Raw genomic sequence first — 14575 nt, 5'->3', positions numbered from 1 at the left:
TGCTCGAGTGAACGCTACTTGCCCTTGCTGGTGAACTTCTTCACGGCGGTGCGGAACGCCTCCGTGTTCATTGCCATGATGATCTTGTGCTCCTCGGCATCTAACTGCTGCTTCACCGGCGTGGTCGCGGCCTGGTAGACCAGCGACTTTGTGCCGGCGATTGCCGCCGGTGGGTTCTGCGCCAGCCGTTCGGCGAGTTGCCGCGTCGCCGCCTTCAGCTCCGCGGCAGGAACGACTTTGGCGACCAGACCCCAGTCGTGGGCGTGCTGCGCGGTAAAATTATCCTCGGCCAGGAAGATCTGCAGCGCGCGGCGGGAGCCGACCGTGCCGACGATGCCGACCGTCGAGCCGCCATCCGGCGACACGCCGATCTTGGCATAGGCCGGCGTGAACTTGGCGTCGTCTGCGGCGATGCAGAGATCGGTGACGAAAGCGAGCCCCATGCCGGCGCCGGCGGCCGAACCGTGCACGCTGGACAGCGAGATCTTTGGCATACGGCGGAGGATCTCGATGAAGGCGTGATAGTGCTTGAGCAGTTCGCCGACGACAGGTGTTACCGTGCCCGCTTCGGCGGCAGCACCGATCGTCTGCAAATCGCCGCCGGCGCTGAAGGCGCGGCCTTCACCCTCGAGAACGACGACGCGGATGCTGTCGTCGCCTTCGATTTGGGACGCGAGCTGTTCGAGCCTCTGCGCGATGGCGAGGTTGATGGAATTGAACGCGGCGGGGCGGTTGAGCGTGATGGTCGCGATCGGGCCATCGATCCGCAGCAGGGCAGGATCATCGGGCTGGGAGACGGGAGCTGGCATCTTGAAATCCCCGGCAAGAGGTTCGTTGCTGCAACTAAATCGCAGAAGGCGAGGGGTGACAATCCCCGTCCGCCGCTCTTGCGTTGGGCGGAACGATAGGCTCAAATGGGCCCGCCTTCGCCAAGGGACGGACACGAGCGCCGGCTCCTCGTAAGGCCAGCAAATCAAAATCAGCGAGAGAGGAGACGACATGGGTCACGCTCGTGTCTCCGGAAGTGGGCTGTTGCAATGACGGATGGTCCGGTGATCATTGTCGGTGCCGGCCATGGCGGCTATCAGGTCGCGGCATCCCTGCGCCAGGCGGGCTTTTCGCAGCGCATCTGCCTGATCAATGACGAGGCGCATCTGCCTTATCAGCGGCCGCCGCTGTCCAAGGCCTACATCAAGGGCTCGGCCGGGCCGGAGAGCCTGATGTTCCGCCCCGAGAAGTTTTACCACGACCAGACCATCGAGCTGATCGCCGGCCGCGCTGTGTCGATCGACCGGGCGGGGCGCAAGCTGCATCTCGCCTCGGGCGAGGCGCTGCCCTACGGCCACCTCGTGCTGGCCACGGGCGCGCGCAACCGCCTGCTCGACCTGCCCAACGCCAATCTGCCCGACGTGAAATACTTGCGCATCCTCGACGAGAGCGAGGCACTGCGCCAGATCATCCCGTCGAAGACACGTGTCGTGGTGATCGGCGCCGGCTTCATCGGCCTCGAATTCGCCGCCACCGCGCGTATCAAGGGCCTCGAGGTCGACGTGCTCGAGCTCGCCCCGCGCGTGATGGCGCGCGCGGTGACGGCTGAGGTCTCGGAGTATTTTCAGGCGCGGCATCGCGAGGCCGGCATCCGCATTCATCTCGGTGTGCAGGCAACCAGCATCGAGGCGGAGGGCGGCAAGGTCACCGGCGTCTCCTTGAGCGACGGACGGCATCTGCCCGCCGATCTCGTCGTGGTCGGCGTCGGCGTGCTGCCGAATATCGAGCTTGCCGCAGAGGCGGGGCTGCCGGTTGCCTCCGGCATCATCGTCGACGAATATCTTGCGACGGCTGATCCCAATATCTCCGCGATCGGTGATTGCGCGCTGTTCGCAAGCCCGCGCTTCGGCGGCTCGCTGCGGCTGGAATCGGTGCAGAACGCCACCGATCACGCCCGCTGCCTCGCGGCGCGGCTGACCGGCGACCGAAGGCCCTATGACGGCCATCCCTGGTTCTGGAGCGACCAGGGCGAGGACAAGCTCCAGATCGCCGGTCTCACCACCGGCTATGACCGCGTCGTGCTGCGCGGCGATCCCGCCAAGAAGGCGTTCTCGGCGTTCTGCTACCACGGCGACAAGCTGCTCGGCATCGAATCGATCAACCGCGCCGGCGACCACATGTTCGGCCGCCGCTTGCAGGCCATGGATCGCTCGATCACGCCGGAGCAGGCCGCCGATGAGAGTTTTGACCTGAAGAGCGCGCTGGCTTGAGTCTCTTCTCCCTCGCCCCGCTTGCGGGGAGAGGGTCGGGGTGAGGGGGACTTTCCGCGGGGACGGTGATAGCTGGGCTCGCGGAGCTTCCACCTCACCCGGATTGCATCTTCGATGCAATCCGACCTCTCCCCGCAAGCGGGGCGAGGTGATGAAAGCGCTCCGTCTTACAAGACCGCAGCCACTTCCTTCGCCGTCGGCATCGACGGCCCGGCGCCCATCCGCTGGACGCTGATCGAAGCGGCGGCGTTGGCAAAGGTGAGCGCGTCGCGCAAGGCCGTGCCATCGGCGAGGCGCGCCGCGAGCGCGCCGACGAAGCAGTCGCCGGCGCCTGTGGTGTCGACCGCCTGCACCGCGCGCCCCGGCACCGAAATCTCCTCGCGCCCCGCCAGTGCGAGCACGCCGCGCCTGCCGAGCGTAACGCAGATGGTCTGGTCCGGCCGTGCCTGAAGCTGCCGTGCCACCTCGATGATCCGCGCGGCCTCGTCTCTGTCGGAGAGCTCGGTGCCGGCGAGGAAGCCGAGCTCGGTCTCGTTCAGCACGAGGATGTCGACCAGCGCGAGCAACTCGCCGGGCATGCTTTGCGCCGGCGCCGGGTTGAGCAGCGTCATGGCTCCGGCGGCGCGTGCCCGCTGGAAGAACGCGGCAATCGCCGGCAGGGGAATTTCGAACTGGCTGACCGCGATATCACCCTCCAGCAGCGGCACGACGCTGACGTCATCGGCGTCGACCAATGCATTGGCGCCGGGGATGACGACGATGGTGTTGTCGGCCTCCGCCACCGTGATGATGGCCGTGCCGGTGTGCGCAGCAGTCGTCTCCTGGAGATAGCCGAGATCGATGCCCTGACTGCGCAGGAAAACCTTAAGCTCAGCTCCGAAGGAATCCTTCCCCAACCGCCCGATCAGCGTGGTCCTGGCACCGAGCCGCGACGCCGCCACCGCCTGGTTCGCGCCCTTGCCGCCCGGGAAATACAGCACCTGGCGGCCGGCGATGGTCTCGCCGACCTTGGGATGGCGATCGGCCGTCGCCACTACATCCATGTTGATGCTTCCGGCGACGAAGACGCGCCCCATGACACACCCTTCCGAACGCTAGACCCTGACCTCGAATTCGTGCCTGACCTTGGCGATGTCGACGAGCGTCGGCAGGCCGGCCTCGTTGCCGAGGCGCTGGATCTTGTAGGTCGATGCGGCGCGGGCAAAATCAAAATGCTCGCGCCAGCTTTTGCCGGGATGGGCGAGGTAGGAATAGACATAGGCGCCGTGGAAGACGTCGCCGGCGCCGTTGGTGTCGATCACGCGCTCGCGCGGGATCGGCATCGCCGGCATCACCTGCACCGTCCCGGTCTCGTCATACCAGAACAGGCCCTTCTCGCCCATGGTGACGCCGCCGATCTTGCAGCCGCGGCTCTTGAGGTAATCGAGCATTTTCTCCGGCGTCAGGTCCATCTGCTCGCACAGCCGCTCGGCGACGATCGCGACGTCGATATATTCCAGCAGCTCGTGGGTGTTGGTGCGCAGCCCGCCGCCGTCGAGCGAGGTCAGGATGCCGGCCTCGCGGCAGACCTTGGCGTAATGGATCGCCGCATCCGGCTGGTGGCCGTCGACGTGCAGCGCGCGGCAGCCGCCGAGATTGAGCATCGGGAACGGATGAATGTGCTCATCGTCGCGGCAACGGACGATGGCACGCTTGCCGTCCTTCGGCATGATGAAGGAGAGCGAGGACTGCTTCACCTTCCGCGCGTGCAGCGAGATCGCGTATTTTGCGCACATGTCCTGGAACATCCGCCCCAGCCAGTCATTGGCGGCGGTGGCGATGAGATCGGGCACGATGCCGAGCTTGGCGCAGCAGAACGCCGCCGTCACCGCGTTGCCGCCGAAGGAAACCGCGTAGTCCGAAGCCACGTGCTTCTCGTCGCCGGTCGGCATGTGGTCGGTGATGAAGACGACGTCGATATAGGTCTGTCCGATGAAGAGAGCCTGCATTGCTTGTCCGTGATGCGCTTGTGGTCCCGGCCGGCACGCCTACTCTAACACCGGTTCCGCCGAGGGATCGCTGAAAATATTCGCAAGACTGCCGCCCGAAGCGCTTGAGGTCAGCATGGTGGGGGAATACGACCATGACAGGGAAATGCCAAGCCCGGACAAACGCCGTTTTTCGGCCTTGGTTCCGGGTCGACAAGGGGCGGTCAAAAAGGGGGGAAGATGATCACCGGCCTCGATCACGTCGTCGCTCTGGTCAGGGATATCGGTGCGGCCAAGGCGGCCTATCAGACGCTGCTCGCCCGCGCGCCGGCCTGGCAGAATTCCGGCGAAGGCGCTGACCGGGTGCTGTTCACCCTCGACAACATGACGATCGAATTGATGGCGCCGAGCGGCTTCAGCGTCACCGCCGACCGCATGCGCGCGCTGCTCGACGACCAGGAGGGCGTGCTCGCGAGCCTGTGCTTTCGTGTCGCAGACATGAGCAAGATGCACCGCCGGCTGGAGCGCGTGGCGTTGAGGCCGGATCCGGTCGCGGAGGTCGAAAGCAGCGATGCCGCATCCGATGCGGTGCTGCACTGGAAGCGCACGCGTGCCGCCACGGAGCTCACGCGCGGCGTGCGCATGTTCTTCCTCGAGCTCGCCGACGAGCGGCCCAAGTCGATCGCGACCGACATCGCACCGATCGACGCGCTCGATCACGTCGTGATCACGACGGAGGATTCCGAGCGCGCCGCCGCGCTCTATGGCGCGCGGCTCGGGCTCGATCTGGCGCTCGACCGCTCCCACCAGGATTGGGGCCAGCTGATGTTCTTCCGCTGCGGCGATCTCATCGTCGAGGTGGTGCGCCGCCCGGTGGCGGGCGGCGATCCCGCGCACGACCGGCTCTGGGGCCTGAGCTGGCGCGTCGCCGACATCGACGCCACCCGCGCCCGCCTGATCGCTGGCGGCCTCGACGTCTCGGAGGTCCGCAACGGCCGCAAGCCGGGCACGAGGGTGATGACAGTGCGGAACGGCACCTGCGGCATCCAGACCGTGCTGCTGGAGCGCTCGCCGAAGCCGGTGGAGTAGGGAGCCGGTCTTTCCGTCGTCATTGTGCGGATGCGACGAAGACTCCTGTAGGGTGGGCAAAGCGGAGCGTGCCCACGTTTTGGCGACTTGATGAAAGACGTGGGCACGGCGCAAACGCGCCTTTGCCCACCCTACGAAGCTGCCTGCTTAGCTTCCGCCGTTGCCCTCGCAATGACGAAACTATGCGGCGGCCCGGCCGCGTGTTACATGCATACCGGCAGCACCCAGCGAGCAACCGGTTTGGCGAAGGCAAAGCGAACTCTGAAATGGCAGCGCGACCCCGAGGGGATGCGGCTGCGCATTCTCGAAGCCGCCAAGCAGGAATTCTCCGCCCATGGCCTCGCCGGCGCGCGCGTCGACCGCATCGCCGCCAAGGCCGGCGCCAACAAGCGCATGCTGTACTACCACGTCGGCAACAAGGACGAGCTCTATCTCACCGTGCTCGAAGGCGCCTACGACAAGATCCGCAGCGAGGAGCGGGGGCTCGACCTCGAACATCTCGACCCGCCCGAGGCCATCCGCCGCCTGATCGAGTTCACCTGGAATTACTTCCTGCGCAATCCAGAATTCCTGTCGCTGCTGCAGACCGAGAACCTCGCGCGTGCAAAGCACCTGAAGAAGTCGACCAAGGTCAAGTCGATGCACTCGCCCTTCGTCGAGATGATCCGCACCGTGGTGCGCCGCGGCGTCGACAGTGGCGATTTCCAGGTCGCGGTCGATCCGGTGCAGCTCTACATCTCGATCGCGGGACTCTGCTTCTTCTACCTCTCCAACTCGGCGACGCTCAGCGTGATCTTCGGCCGCGATCTGCTCGCCAAGGACGCCAAGGACGAGCGCCTCGCGCACATGGTCGGCCTCGTGCTCGCCGCCCTGACGGGGCAGTCCGCCGCCCTGTTCGAGCTCGCCAAGGCGCCGAAGTCGCGCGCGAGCGTGGTGCAGACGGTTTAGCGCTGCGGTTCGCGCGCTGGTCGACGTCGCGCCAGCTGTTTCCTCAATCTCCGCCGTCATTGCCCGCGCAGGCGGGCAATCCCGTATTCCAGAGGCGGTTGAGATTGAACCGATAAGCCGCGGCGTACTGGATTCCCCGCCGGAGCCTGTCATCGGGCTCGCCGAAGGCGAGACCCGGTGGCGGGGAATGACACCGAGAGTGCGGCGCGAATATGCCTCCTCATCGTCGTCCCGGCGAAGGCCGGGACCCATACCGCGTGAACTCTCGGCTGTGTTTAGTGCCAATCCCGAACGACCAGCCTTCGCCAAATTTCCCCCTGTGGCTATGGGTCCCGGCCTTCGCCGGGACGACACTGCTGGTTTGGCGAGCTGCATGATCCCAAACGCCCGGAACCCGCCGCAAAACGTCACAGGGAAAGGGCTGGACAGTATTTATCCAACGGGTTAATTTCTCCTCGTAACGAAGAAGAATGCCGGGAGTGAGACGTGGCTGAGTTGAAGCCGCAGAGTGCGGTGTCCAAGATGCTGAATGCGGCCTGGGTTCGGCCGTTCTTGTTCCTGGTCTTCATCGTGGTCGCCTGGGATCTCGCAATCCGGCTGTTCAAGATTCCCGCCTACCAGATCCCGTCGCCCGCCGATGTCGTTGCGGTGCTGCGCACTGAATGGCCGGAGCTCTTGCGCCAGTCGTGGCCGACCACTTATGCGACCGTGTGCGGATTCCTGCTGTCGGCGCTATTCGGCATTCCCGTCGCCATGCTGATCGCGGGGTCGAAGACGGTGGAGAGCTATGTCTATCCGCTGCTGGTGTTCTCGCAGTCCGTGCCGAAGATCGCGATCGCGCCGCTGTTCGTGGTGTGGTTCGGCTTTGGCATCATCCCGAAGGTGATCTCGGCCTTCCTGCTCGGCTTCTTTCCTGTGGTGGTGTCGGCCGTGCAGGGCTTCAAATCGGTCGATCCTGATATGGTCGATCTCGCCCGCGCCATGCAGGGCAGCCGCTTTCAGGTGTTCCGCGCGGTGAACCTGCCGCATGCGCTGCCGGCGATCTTCTCCGGTCTCAAAGTCTCGGTGACCCTTGCCGTGGTCGGCGCCGTCGTCGGCGAGTTCGTCGGCTCCAATTCCGGCATCGGCTACGTGATGCAGCGCTCGATCGGCACCTTCGACCTGCCGACGATGTTTGCGGCCCTCGTGATCCTGGCGCTGCTCGGCGTGGTCCTGTTCTGGATCGTGGACCGCATCGAGAAGCTGATCATCCCCTGGCATGTCAGCCAGCGCGAAGACGTGATTTTCGCCTCTTAAGTATTTTCAGGCTCTGAAGTGAAGCAACGAGCGGCCGCCAACGGTCGACGCAATAAGGGCAAGGGAGAGTGACAATGAAGCGGTGGATAGGAGTCGTCTCGGCGGCGCTGATGGTGCTTGCGGCGATGCCGGCGCAGGCGGCCGACAAGGTCGTGCTGATGCTGAACTGGTACGTCTATGGCGAGCACGCGCCGTTCTATTACGGCAAGGCCAAGGGCATCTACGCCGCCGAGGGCATCGATCTCGAGATCCAGGAAGGCCGCGGCTCGGCTGCGACCACGCAAGCCGTCGCCGCCAAGACTGCGGATTTCGGCTATGTCGACGTTCCCACCATGATGCGCGCCGCGATCAAGGGCGCGCCGGTGGTCGCGACCGGCGTGCTGCTCCAGACCAGCCCGATGTCCGCGATGGGCTTCGTCGACAAGAACATTAGGAAGCCGGAGGACATCAAGGGCAAGACGGTGGCGATCACGCCGGCCGATTCCATGACCCAGATCTGGCCGCTGTTCCTGAAGAAGACCGGCCTGAAGGAGAGCGACTTCAAAACAGTCGCCGGAGACGGCCAGACCAAGCTCAACGCCGTCATCAATGGCCAGGCTGATCTCCTGCTCGGCTACGTCATGGACCAGTCGATGAAGATCAAGGACGCCACCGGCAAGGACGTCTATCCGATCAAGTTCGCCGATTACGGCATTAACATGGTTTCGTCAGGCATCATCGCCAACACCGACTATGTGAAGGCCAATGCCGATCTGGTCCGCCGCTTCATGTCGGCGACGACCAAGGCGGTCGAAGCCGCCGAGAAGGAGCCGAAGGCCGCGGCGCAATCGATCCTCGATGCCAACCCGAAGGGCGGCAAGATCGATACGCTGACCCAGGGTTTTGAGCTGACCATCCCGCTCTACCGGACCGCGGAGACCAAGAGCAAGCGGCCGTTCCAGGTCACCGATCAGAACATGAGCGAGACCGTCAATCTGCTGGTCGAATATGGCGGCCTCGACGCCAAGGCCAAGGAGAACCCGAAGGCGTTCTACACCAACGACTATCTGCCGAAGAGTGGCTCGTGAAATCAGCGACCGTAATGAGCGAAACCGTCCAGCCGGCCGCGCATCTGAGACTGGTGAGCGACCGGGCTGCCGGCGATGCGTCGGGCATCAAGCTGTCCGGCGTGTCAAAAACCTACCGGACGCGCGACGGCGATGTGCCGTCGCTACGGCCGCTCGATTTCCATATCAATGACGGCGAGTTCTTCGTCGTGGTCGGCCCAAGCGGCTGCGGCAAGTCCACGCTGCTCAAGCTGATCTCGGGATTGCTGCCGCCGACCACGGGCGAGGTCCTGGTCGAGGGCGAGAAGGTGACGAAGCCGCACGGCAATGTCGGCATCGTGTTCCAGAACGCGTTGCTGCTGCCCTGGCGCAACATCCTCAACAACGTGATGCTGCCGATCGACATGAAGCGGCTGCCGCGGCAGCAATATCTCGACCGCGCCAAGTCGCTGCTGAAGCTGGTCGGGCTCGAAGGCTTCGAGAAGAAGCTGCCTTGGCAGCTCTCCGGCGGCATGCAGCAGCGCGCCTCGATCTGCCGCGCGCTGGTGCACGATCCCAAGATCATGCTGATGGACGAGCCGTTCGGCGCACTCGATGCGCTGACGCGCGAACGCATGAACGTCGAGCTGATGCGGATCCAGCGCGAGACCAAGAAAACGGTGCTGTTGATCACGCATTCGATTCCGGAGGCGGTGTTCCTCGCCGACCGCGTGCTGGTCATGACCGAGCGTCCCGGCGCGGTCGCCGCGATCTACGACGTGCCGCTGCCGCGCCCGCGCTCGCTCGACGTGATGGCTGACCCGGTGTTCACCGAGCTCGTGCAGCGCATCCGCAAGCATTTCTTCTCGCAAGGTGCATTGGACTAAGGGCAATGCGATTGAGTCGGGCTGTAACCGCGGCGACGGTGCGCTCCCTCCCCCGCCTGCGGGGGAGGGTTGGGGAGAGGGTGTCTCCGCAGCGGGAAACCCCCAAGAGGAGAGAACCCTCACCCGGCGCTGCGCGCCGACCTCTCCCGCAAGCGGGAGGTGCACGGCGCCCGCGGCCACACCTCCGGAGCCAAGTAGCACCATGGCGCCGCGCCTGAAGCTGCGAGACATCGCCTTCTTCGAACGTCCCGTGCAGTTTGCGCGGCCGTTCCGCTTTGGCGCGATTACCATCAACGCGACGCCGCAGCTGTTCGTGCGGGCCGAGATCGAGGTCGAGGGCAGGGGCGTTGCAGTTGGCGCCAGTGCGGAACTGCTGGTGCCAAAGTGGTTCGACAAGCGCCCGGAGCTGTCGCCGGCGCAGACGGTCGATGGCCTGCGTCGCTCGCTCCAGATCGCACGCGGTCTTTATCTGGCGCGGACTGGATATCTGACGGCGTTCGATCTGCATGCCGCGTGCATCGGTGCGCAGGTTGCGACTTGTGCGAAGAAGAACATTCCCGCGCTTGCAGCGGCTTACGGTCCAGCCGAGATCGACAAGGCGATCCTCGATGCGCTGCTGCGCGCTGCCGAGACCAGCTTTTTCGACGGGATGGCCGCTAACATCGCGGGCATCGATGCGCGGCTGTCGCCTGACCTGAGCGAGAGGGACATCAGGACGTTTCTCTCCGGCCGGACGCGGCTGGAGCGTGTTGCCATCAGGCATACCGTCGGACTTGATGATGCGATGGAAGGTGAGGGCGGTGTTGCCGATCCCCGCGAGAACGCCGGTGCTCGCTATTTCAAGCTCAAGCTCTCGGGAGATCCCGCAGTCGATGCAGCGCGGCTGGCGCGGATCGGCAAGGAGCTCGAGACGTTGGGACTTGGTTACAAGGTGACGCTCGATGCCAACGAGCAGTACGCCGATCTCGCGGCGCTGCAGGCGCTGATGGCTCGACTCGATCATGACGCCGCGTTGCGGCCGATCGCCAAGCGCCTGCTCTATGTCGAGCAGCCGATGCCGCGCGACATCACAAGGCAGTCGCCGTTGGGCTCGCTGGCCACACGTGGCTTCATCATCGACGAAGCGGATGATTCCTATGACGCCTTCCGGGCAGCGCGGGCGCTCGGCTATCGCGGCATCTCATCGAAATCCTGCAAGGGCCTCTACAAGTCCATCATCAATGCCACGCGCGCGGCGAGATGGAGCGCGGAAGGCGAGACGTTCTTTGTGACCGGTGAGGATTTGACCTGCCAGGCCGGCCTTGCCGTGCAGCAGGATCTCGCGCTCGGTGCCCTGATCGGCGTCACCCACGCGGAGCGGAACGGCCATCACTATGTCGACGGCTTCGGCGACACGCCGGCCGCAGAAGCGCAGGCCTTCGCCGCCGCGCATCCCGATCTCTATGCCGATGCCGGACAGGGCATCCGGCTGTCCATTCACGACGGCGATCTCCGGACGGGATCGCTTCATGCTGCGGGCTTCGCCAGCTCGGTCCATCCGGACTGGTCGGCGCTCCGCCCGCTCGAACAGCCAAAATCACTTCAGGAGCAATTGTCATGACCACCCAGCGCCTCGGCCTCATCATGAACGGCATCACCGGCCGCATGGGGCTCAACCAGCATCTGATCCGCTCGATCGTCGCGATCCGCGAGCAGGGCGGCGTCCGCTTGAAGAACGGCGACCGCGTCATGCCCGATCCGATCCTGGTCGGCCGCAGCGCCGAGAAGGTCGAAGCTCTGGCCAAACGCTACAACATCACGCGCTGGACCACTGATCTGGATGCCGCGCTCGCCGACAAGAACGACACCATGTTCTTCGACGCCGCGACCACGCAGGCCCGACCCGGCCTCCTGACCCAGGCGATCAATGCCGGCAAGCACGTCTATTGCGAGAAGCCGATCGCGACGAACTTCGAGGAAGCCGTCGAGGTCGTGAAGCTCGCCAACGCCAAGGGCGTCAAGCACGGCACGGTGCAGGACAAGCTGTTCCTGCCCGGCCTGAAGAAGATTGCTTTCCTGCGCGACTCCGGCTTCTTCGGCCGCATCCTCTCGGTGCGCGGCGAGTTCGGCTATTGGGTGTTCGAAGGCGGCTGGCAGGAGGCGCAGCGGCCGTCCTGGAACTACCGCGACGAGGACGGCGGCGGCATCATTTTGGACATGGTCTGCCACTGGCGCTATGTGCTCGACAACCTGTTCGGAGAAGTCGAGAGCGTGAGCTGCATCGGCAACACCGATATTCCCGAGCGCTACGACGAGCAGGGCAAGAAATACAAGGCGACCGCGGACGACTCGGCTTACGCGACGTTCCAGCTCAAGGGCGGTGTCATCGCCCACATCAACATGTCCTGGGTGACGCGGGTCTATCGCGACGACCTCGTCACCTTTCAGGTCGACGGCACGCTGGGCTCGGCGGTCGCAGGGCTCACCGACTGCATGATCCAGGCGCGGCAGGCGACGCCCCGTCCGGTGTGGAATCCCGACGAGAAGCGGCTGCACGATTTCTACGGCGACTGGCAGAAGATGCCCGACAACGTCACCTACGACAACGGTTTCAAGGAGCAGTGGGAGATGTTCATCCGTCACGTCTACGAGGATGCTCCTTACAAGTTCACGCTGCTCGAAGGCGCCAAGGGCGTGCAGCTCGCCGAATGCGCGCTGAAGAGCTGGAAGGAGCGGCGCTGGATCGACGTCGCCCCGATCAAGGCCTGAGGTCTATTGGATAAGCCCCGATGTCTACTAAGCCGTCATTGCGAGGAGCCCGCGACAAAATTGCGAAGCAATTTTGCGCTGGCGACGAAGCAATCCAGATTGTTGCCGCGGAGGCATCCTGGATTGCTTCGCTTCGCTCGCAATGATGAGGAGAGGTTCGAAGTCATGAACAAGCCCGTCCAGCCCAAGCCTGTCCCTTCAAAGTCGTCATTGTCGCTAAAATTGCCGAAGGCCGACCGGTCGATCGAGACCTATCGGCTCGCGGCCTCGCGCACGTTCCCCGCAAAGCTCGAGGGGCCGCTGAACCGCATCGCCTTCTCGGCCGTGCACACGGTGGCCGATCCCTTCGCGGACAATGATCCCTGGCTTTCGGTCGCTGTCGACTGGGACAAGACCATCGCCTTCCGCGAGCACGTCTGGGACCTCGGCCTTGGCGTCGCCGAAGCGATGGACACCGCGCAGCGCGGCATGGGGCTGGACTGGCCGACCTCGCTGGAGCTGATCACGCGATCGGTGTCTGCCGCAAAGCGCCGCAACGCGCTGGTGTTCTCCGGAGCCGGCACGGACCACCTCGCAGTCGAGGATGCCAAGAGCCTCGACGACGTGATCCGCGCTTATGAGGAGCAGATCTCGGCAGTCGAGAAGGCCGGCGGCCGCATCATCCTGATGGCCTCGCGTGCGCTCGCCAAACTCGGCCGCAACGCCGACGACTACGCAAAGGTCTACGACCGCGTGCTGTCGCAGGTTCGGGAGCCCGTGATCATTCACTGGCTCGGCGACATGTTCGATCCGGCGCTGACGGGATATTGGGGCACCAAGGATCTCGACAAGGCGATGGATACGGCCACGGCCATCATCAACGGCAACGCCGCCAACGTTGACGGCGTCAAGGTGTCGCTGCTCGACAAGCAGCGTGAGATCGACATGCGCCGCCGGCTCGACAAGCGCATCAAGATGTACACCGGCGACGATTTCAACTATGCAGAGCTGATCGCCGGCGACGATCAAGGCTTTTCGCATGCGCTGCTCGGCATCTTCGATGCGATCGCGCCGGCAGCCTCCTACGCGCTGTCGCGGCTGGCAGCCGGCGACGAAGCCGGCTTCCATGACGTGCTGGGGCCGACCGTGCCGTTGTCGCGCCACATCTTCAAGGCGCCGACGCGCTTCTACAAGACGGGCGTGGTGTTCATGGCGTATCTCAACGGCCACCAGGACCACTTCACCATGGTCGGCGGCCAGGAGAGCGCGCGCTCGATGTTGCATCTGGCCGAGTTGTTCCGTCTGGCCGATCAGGCCGGCCTGCTCGCCAATCCGGAACTGGCGACACAGCGGATGAAGACTGTGCTGGCCTCGCACGGACTGGAAGACTGATGCGCGATTTTTCGTCCGACCATCGCTGGCTGTCGCTGAACACGGCGACGGTCCGCAAGCAGGGTGACCTCGTCGAAATCATTGAAGCCTGTGGCAGGCAAGGCATCCGCGCCATCGATCCCTGGCGCGACCAGGTTGCCGCCGTCGGTCTCGACCGTGCCGCACGCGCGGTGCGCGATGCCGGTCTCGATCTCTCAGGCTATTGCCGCGGCGGTATGTTTACTTCGGATGCGTCGCGTCGGAGCGAAGTGCGCGACGACAACCGCCGCTGCGTCGATGAAGCCAAGGCGCTCGGCGCGCCCTGCATCGTGCTTGTCGTCGGCGGCCTGCCGCAATATTCGCGGCCGGGCAGCGAGGCGTCGAAGGACATCGCCGCAGCGCGGGGGCAGGTCGAGGAAGCGCTCGTCGAGATGCTCGACTACGCCAGACAGGCAGACCTGCCGCTGGCGATCGAGCCGTTGCATCCGGCCTATGCAGCCGACCGCGCCTGCGTGAACACCACAAAACAGGCGCTCGACATCTGCGACCGGCTCGACCCCGGCCGCAGCGGCATGCTCGGCGTCGCGCTCGACGTCTATCACATCTGGTGGGACCCGGAGCTGATGGGGCAGATCGCGCGCGCCGGCCAAGATCGCCTGCTCGCCTTCCACGTCTGCGATTGGATGGTGCCGACCAAGGACATCCTCAACGACCGCGGCATGATGGGCGACGGCGTCATCGACATCAAATCGGTGCGTCAAGCGGTCGAAGCACAGGGCTTTGCCGGCTATTCGGAGATCGAAATCTTCTCCAATGACTGGTGGGCCAAGCCGATGGACGAGGTGCTGCGCACCTGCATCGCGCGGCATAAGACGGTGGTGTAAAGCGTTTTCGAGCGAAGTGGATATTCGAGCGAAGTGGATACCGGTTCGCGTGAAGAAAACGCGTCAAAACAAAAATCTAGAGCGCCGGTTCTGATTCAATCAGAACCGATAGTGCTCTAGCAG

The 14575-nt window shown here is 64.5% G+C and carries 13 protein-coding genes; 10 read left to right on the top strand and 3 right to left on the bottom strand.

Annotated features, from left to right (window positions below; translation table 11 throughout):
- Positions 1–14: 14 nt before the first annotated feature.
- Complete coding sequence (locus ACNJX8_RS28985) at positions 15–809, bottom strand: enoyl-CoA hydratase/isomerase family protein (protein WP_249760441.1); 795 nt, start codon at positions 807–809, stop codon at positions 15–17.
- Positions 810–1037: 228 nt separating this feature from the next.
- Here ACNJX8_RS28985 and ACNJX8_RS28980 point away from each other — a divergent pair, with 228 nt between their 5' ends.
- Positions 1038–2258, top strand: coding sequence for an NAD(P)/FAD-dependent oxidoreductase (locus ACNJX8_RS28980; protein WP_439357581.1), 1221 nt, complete (start codon positions 1038–1040; stop codon positions 2256–2258).
- A 167-nt stretch (positions 2259–2425) separates the two neighbouring features.
- Here ACNJX8_RS28980 and rbsK read toward each other — a convergent pair whose 3' ends face one another.
- Positions 2426–3334, bottom strand: coding sequence for a ribokinase (rbsK, locus tag ACNJX8_RS28975; RefSeq protein WP_439357580.1), 909 nt, complete (start codon positions 3332–3334; stop codon positions 2426–2428).
- Between the two features lie 18 nt (positions 3335–3352).
- Positions 3353–4246 (bottom strand): sugar kinase, encoded by an 894-nt coding sequence (locus ACNJX8_RS28970; protein WP_128935144.1) that lies wholly within the window; start codon positions 4244–4246, stop codon positions 3353–3355.
- Positions 4247–4465: 219 nt separating this feature from the next.
- Between ACNJX8_RS28970 and ACNJX8_RS28965 the strand changes: the two genes are divergently transcribed.
- The 9 genes from ACNJX8_RS28965 to ACNJX8_RS28925 all read left to right on the top strand — a co-directional run bounded on the left by ACNJX8_RS28965 (position 4466) and on the right by ACNJX8_RS28925 (position 14452).
- Positions 4466–5314, top strand: coding sequence for a VOC family protein (locus ACNJX8_RS28965; protein WP_439357579.1), 849 nt, complete (start codon positions 4466–4468; stop codon positions 5312–5314).
- Positions 5315–5554: 240 nt separating this feature from the next.
- The gene (locus ACNJX8_RS28960; RefSeq protein ID WP_439357578.1) at positions 5555–6262 is read left to right on the top strand and encodes a TetR family transcriptional regulator; all 708 of its coding nucleotides are present in this window, start codon (positions 5555–5557) and stop codon (positions 6260–6262) included.
- A gap of 486 nt (positions 6263–6748) precedes the next feature.
- Positions 6749–7558 carry an ABC transporter permease gene (locus ACNJX8_RS28955; protein WP_128935141.1) on the top strand — a complete coding sequence of 270 codons (810 nt, stop codon included), beginning with the start codon at positions 6749–6751 and terminating at the stop codon, positions 7556–7558.
- Between the two features lie 74 nt (positions 7559–7632).
- A complete protein-coding gene (locus ACNJX8_RS28950) occupies positions 7633–8625 on the top strand; it encodes an ABC transporter substrate-binding protein (protein ID WP_164934645.1) in 993 nt (330 codons plus the stop codon).
- A gap of 14 nt (positions 8626–8639) precedes the next feature.
- On the top strand, positions 8640–9470 hold the full coding sequence (locus tag ACNJX8_RS28945; protein ID WP_128937502.1) for an ABC transporter ATP-binding protein: 831 nt from the start codon (positions 8640–8642) through the stop codon (positions 9468–9470).
- A gap of 202 nt (positions 9471–9672) precedes the next feature.
- On the top strand, positions 9673–11070 hold the full coding sequence (locus tag ACNJX8_RS28940) for a hypothetical protein (protein ID WP_439357577.1): 1398 nt from the start codon (positions 9673–9675) through the stop codon (positions 11068–11070).
- Positions 11067–12218, top strand: coding sequence for a Gfo/Idh/MocA family protein (locus tag ACNJX8_RS28935; RefSeq protein WP_091891634.1), 1152 nt, complete (start codon positions 11067–11069; stop codon positions 12216–12218). Before ACNJX8_RS28940 ends, ACNJX8_RS28935 begins: the two co-directional genes overlap by 4 nt.
- 165 nt (positions 12219–12383) lie before the next feature.
- The gene (locus ACNJX8_RS28930) at positions 12384–13589 is read left to right on the top strand and encodes a dihydrodipicolinate synthase family protein (RefSeq protein WP_439357576.1); all 1206 of its coding nucleotides are present in this window, start codon (positions 12384–12386) and stop codon (positions 13587–13589) included.
- Positions 13589–14452, top strand: coding sequence for a sugar phosphate isomerase/epimerase family protein (locus tag ACNJX8_RS28925; protein WP_439357575.1), 864 nt, complete (start codon positions 13589–13591; stop codon positions 14450–14452). The genes ACNJX8_RS28930 and ACNJX8_RS28925 overlap by 1 nt, the downstream gene beginning before the upstream one ends.
- Positions 14453–14575: the final 123 nt, after the last annotated feature.

This window comes from Bradyrhizobium sp. SPXBL-04 (genome assembly GCF_051853035.1).
Classification (GTDB): domain Bacteria; phylum Pseudomonadota; class Alphaproteobacteria; order Rhizobiales; family Xanthobacteraceae; genus Bradyrhizobium; species Bradyrhizobium zhanjiangense.
The sequence above is the reverse complement of the archived record's forward strand: the minus strand, read 5'-3'. Positions and strand labels throughout refer to the sequence as shown.

What these genes read in the sequence shown, in the direction of transcription:
- ACNJX8_RS28985 (WP_249760441.1), bottom strand. Translation starts at nt 809, where the DNA reads ATGCCAGCTCCCGTCTCCCAGCCCGATGATCCTGCCCTGCTGCGGATC.
- ACNJX8_RS28980 (WP_439357581.1), top strand. Translation starts at nt 1,038, where the DNA reads ATGACGGATGGTCCGGTGATCATTGTCGGTGCCGGCCATGGCGGCTAT.
- rbsK (WP_439357580.1), bottom strand. Translation starts at nt 3,334, where the DNA reads ATGGGGCGCGTCTTCGTCGCCGGAAGCATCAACATGGATGTAGTGGCG.
- ACNJX8_RS28970 (WP_128935144.1), bottom strand. Translation starts at nt 4,246, where the DNA reads ATGCAGGCTCTCTTCATCGGACAGACCTATATCGACGTCGTCTTCATC.
- ACNJX8_RS28965 (WP_439357579.1), top strand. Translation starts at nt 4,466, where the DNA reads ATGATCACCGGCCTCGATCACGTCGTCGCTCTGGTCAGGGATATCGGT.
- ACNJX8_RS28950 (WP_164934645.1), top strand. Translation starts at nt 7,633, where the DNA reads ATGAAGCGGTGGATAGGAGTCGTCTCGGCGGCGCTGATGGTGCTTGCG.
- ACNJX8_RS28945 (WP_128937502.1), top strand. Translation starts at nt 8,640, where the DNA reads ATGAGCGAAACCGTCCAGCCGGCCGCGCATCTGAGACTGGTGAGCGAC.
- ACNJX8_RS28940 (WP_439357577.1), top strand. Translation starts at nt 9,673, where the DNA reads ATGGCGCCGCGCCTGAAGCTGCGAGACATCGCCTTCTTCGAACGTCCC.
- ACNJX8_RS28935 (WP_091891634.1), top strand. Translation starts at nt 11,067, where the DNA reads ATGACCACCCAGCGCCTCGGCCTCATCATGAACGGCATCACCGGCCGC.
- ACNJX8_RS28930 (WP_439357576.1), top strand. Translation starts at nt 12,384, where the DNA reads ATGAACAAGCCCGTCCAGCCCAAGCCTGTCCCTTCAAAGTCGTCATTG.
- ACNJX8_RS28925 (WP_439357575.1), top strand. Translation starts at nt 13,589, where the DNA reads ATGCGCGATTTTTCGTCCGACCATCGCTGGCTGTCGCTGAACACGGCG.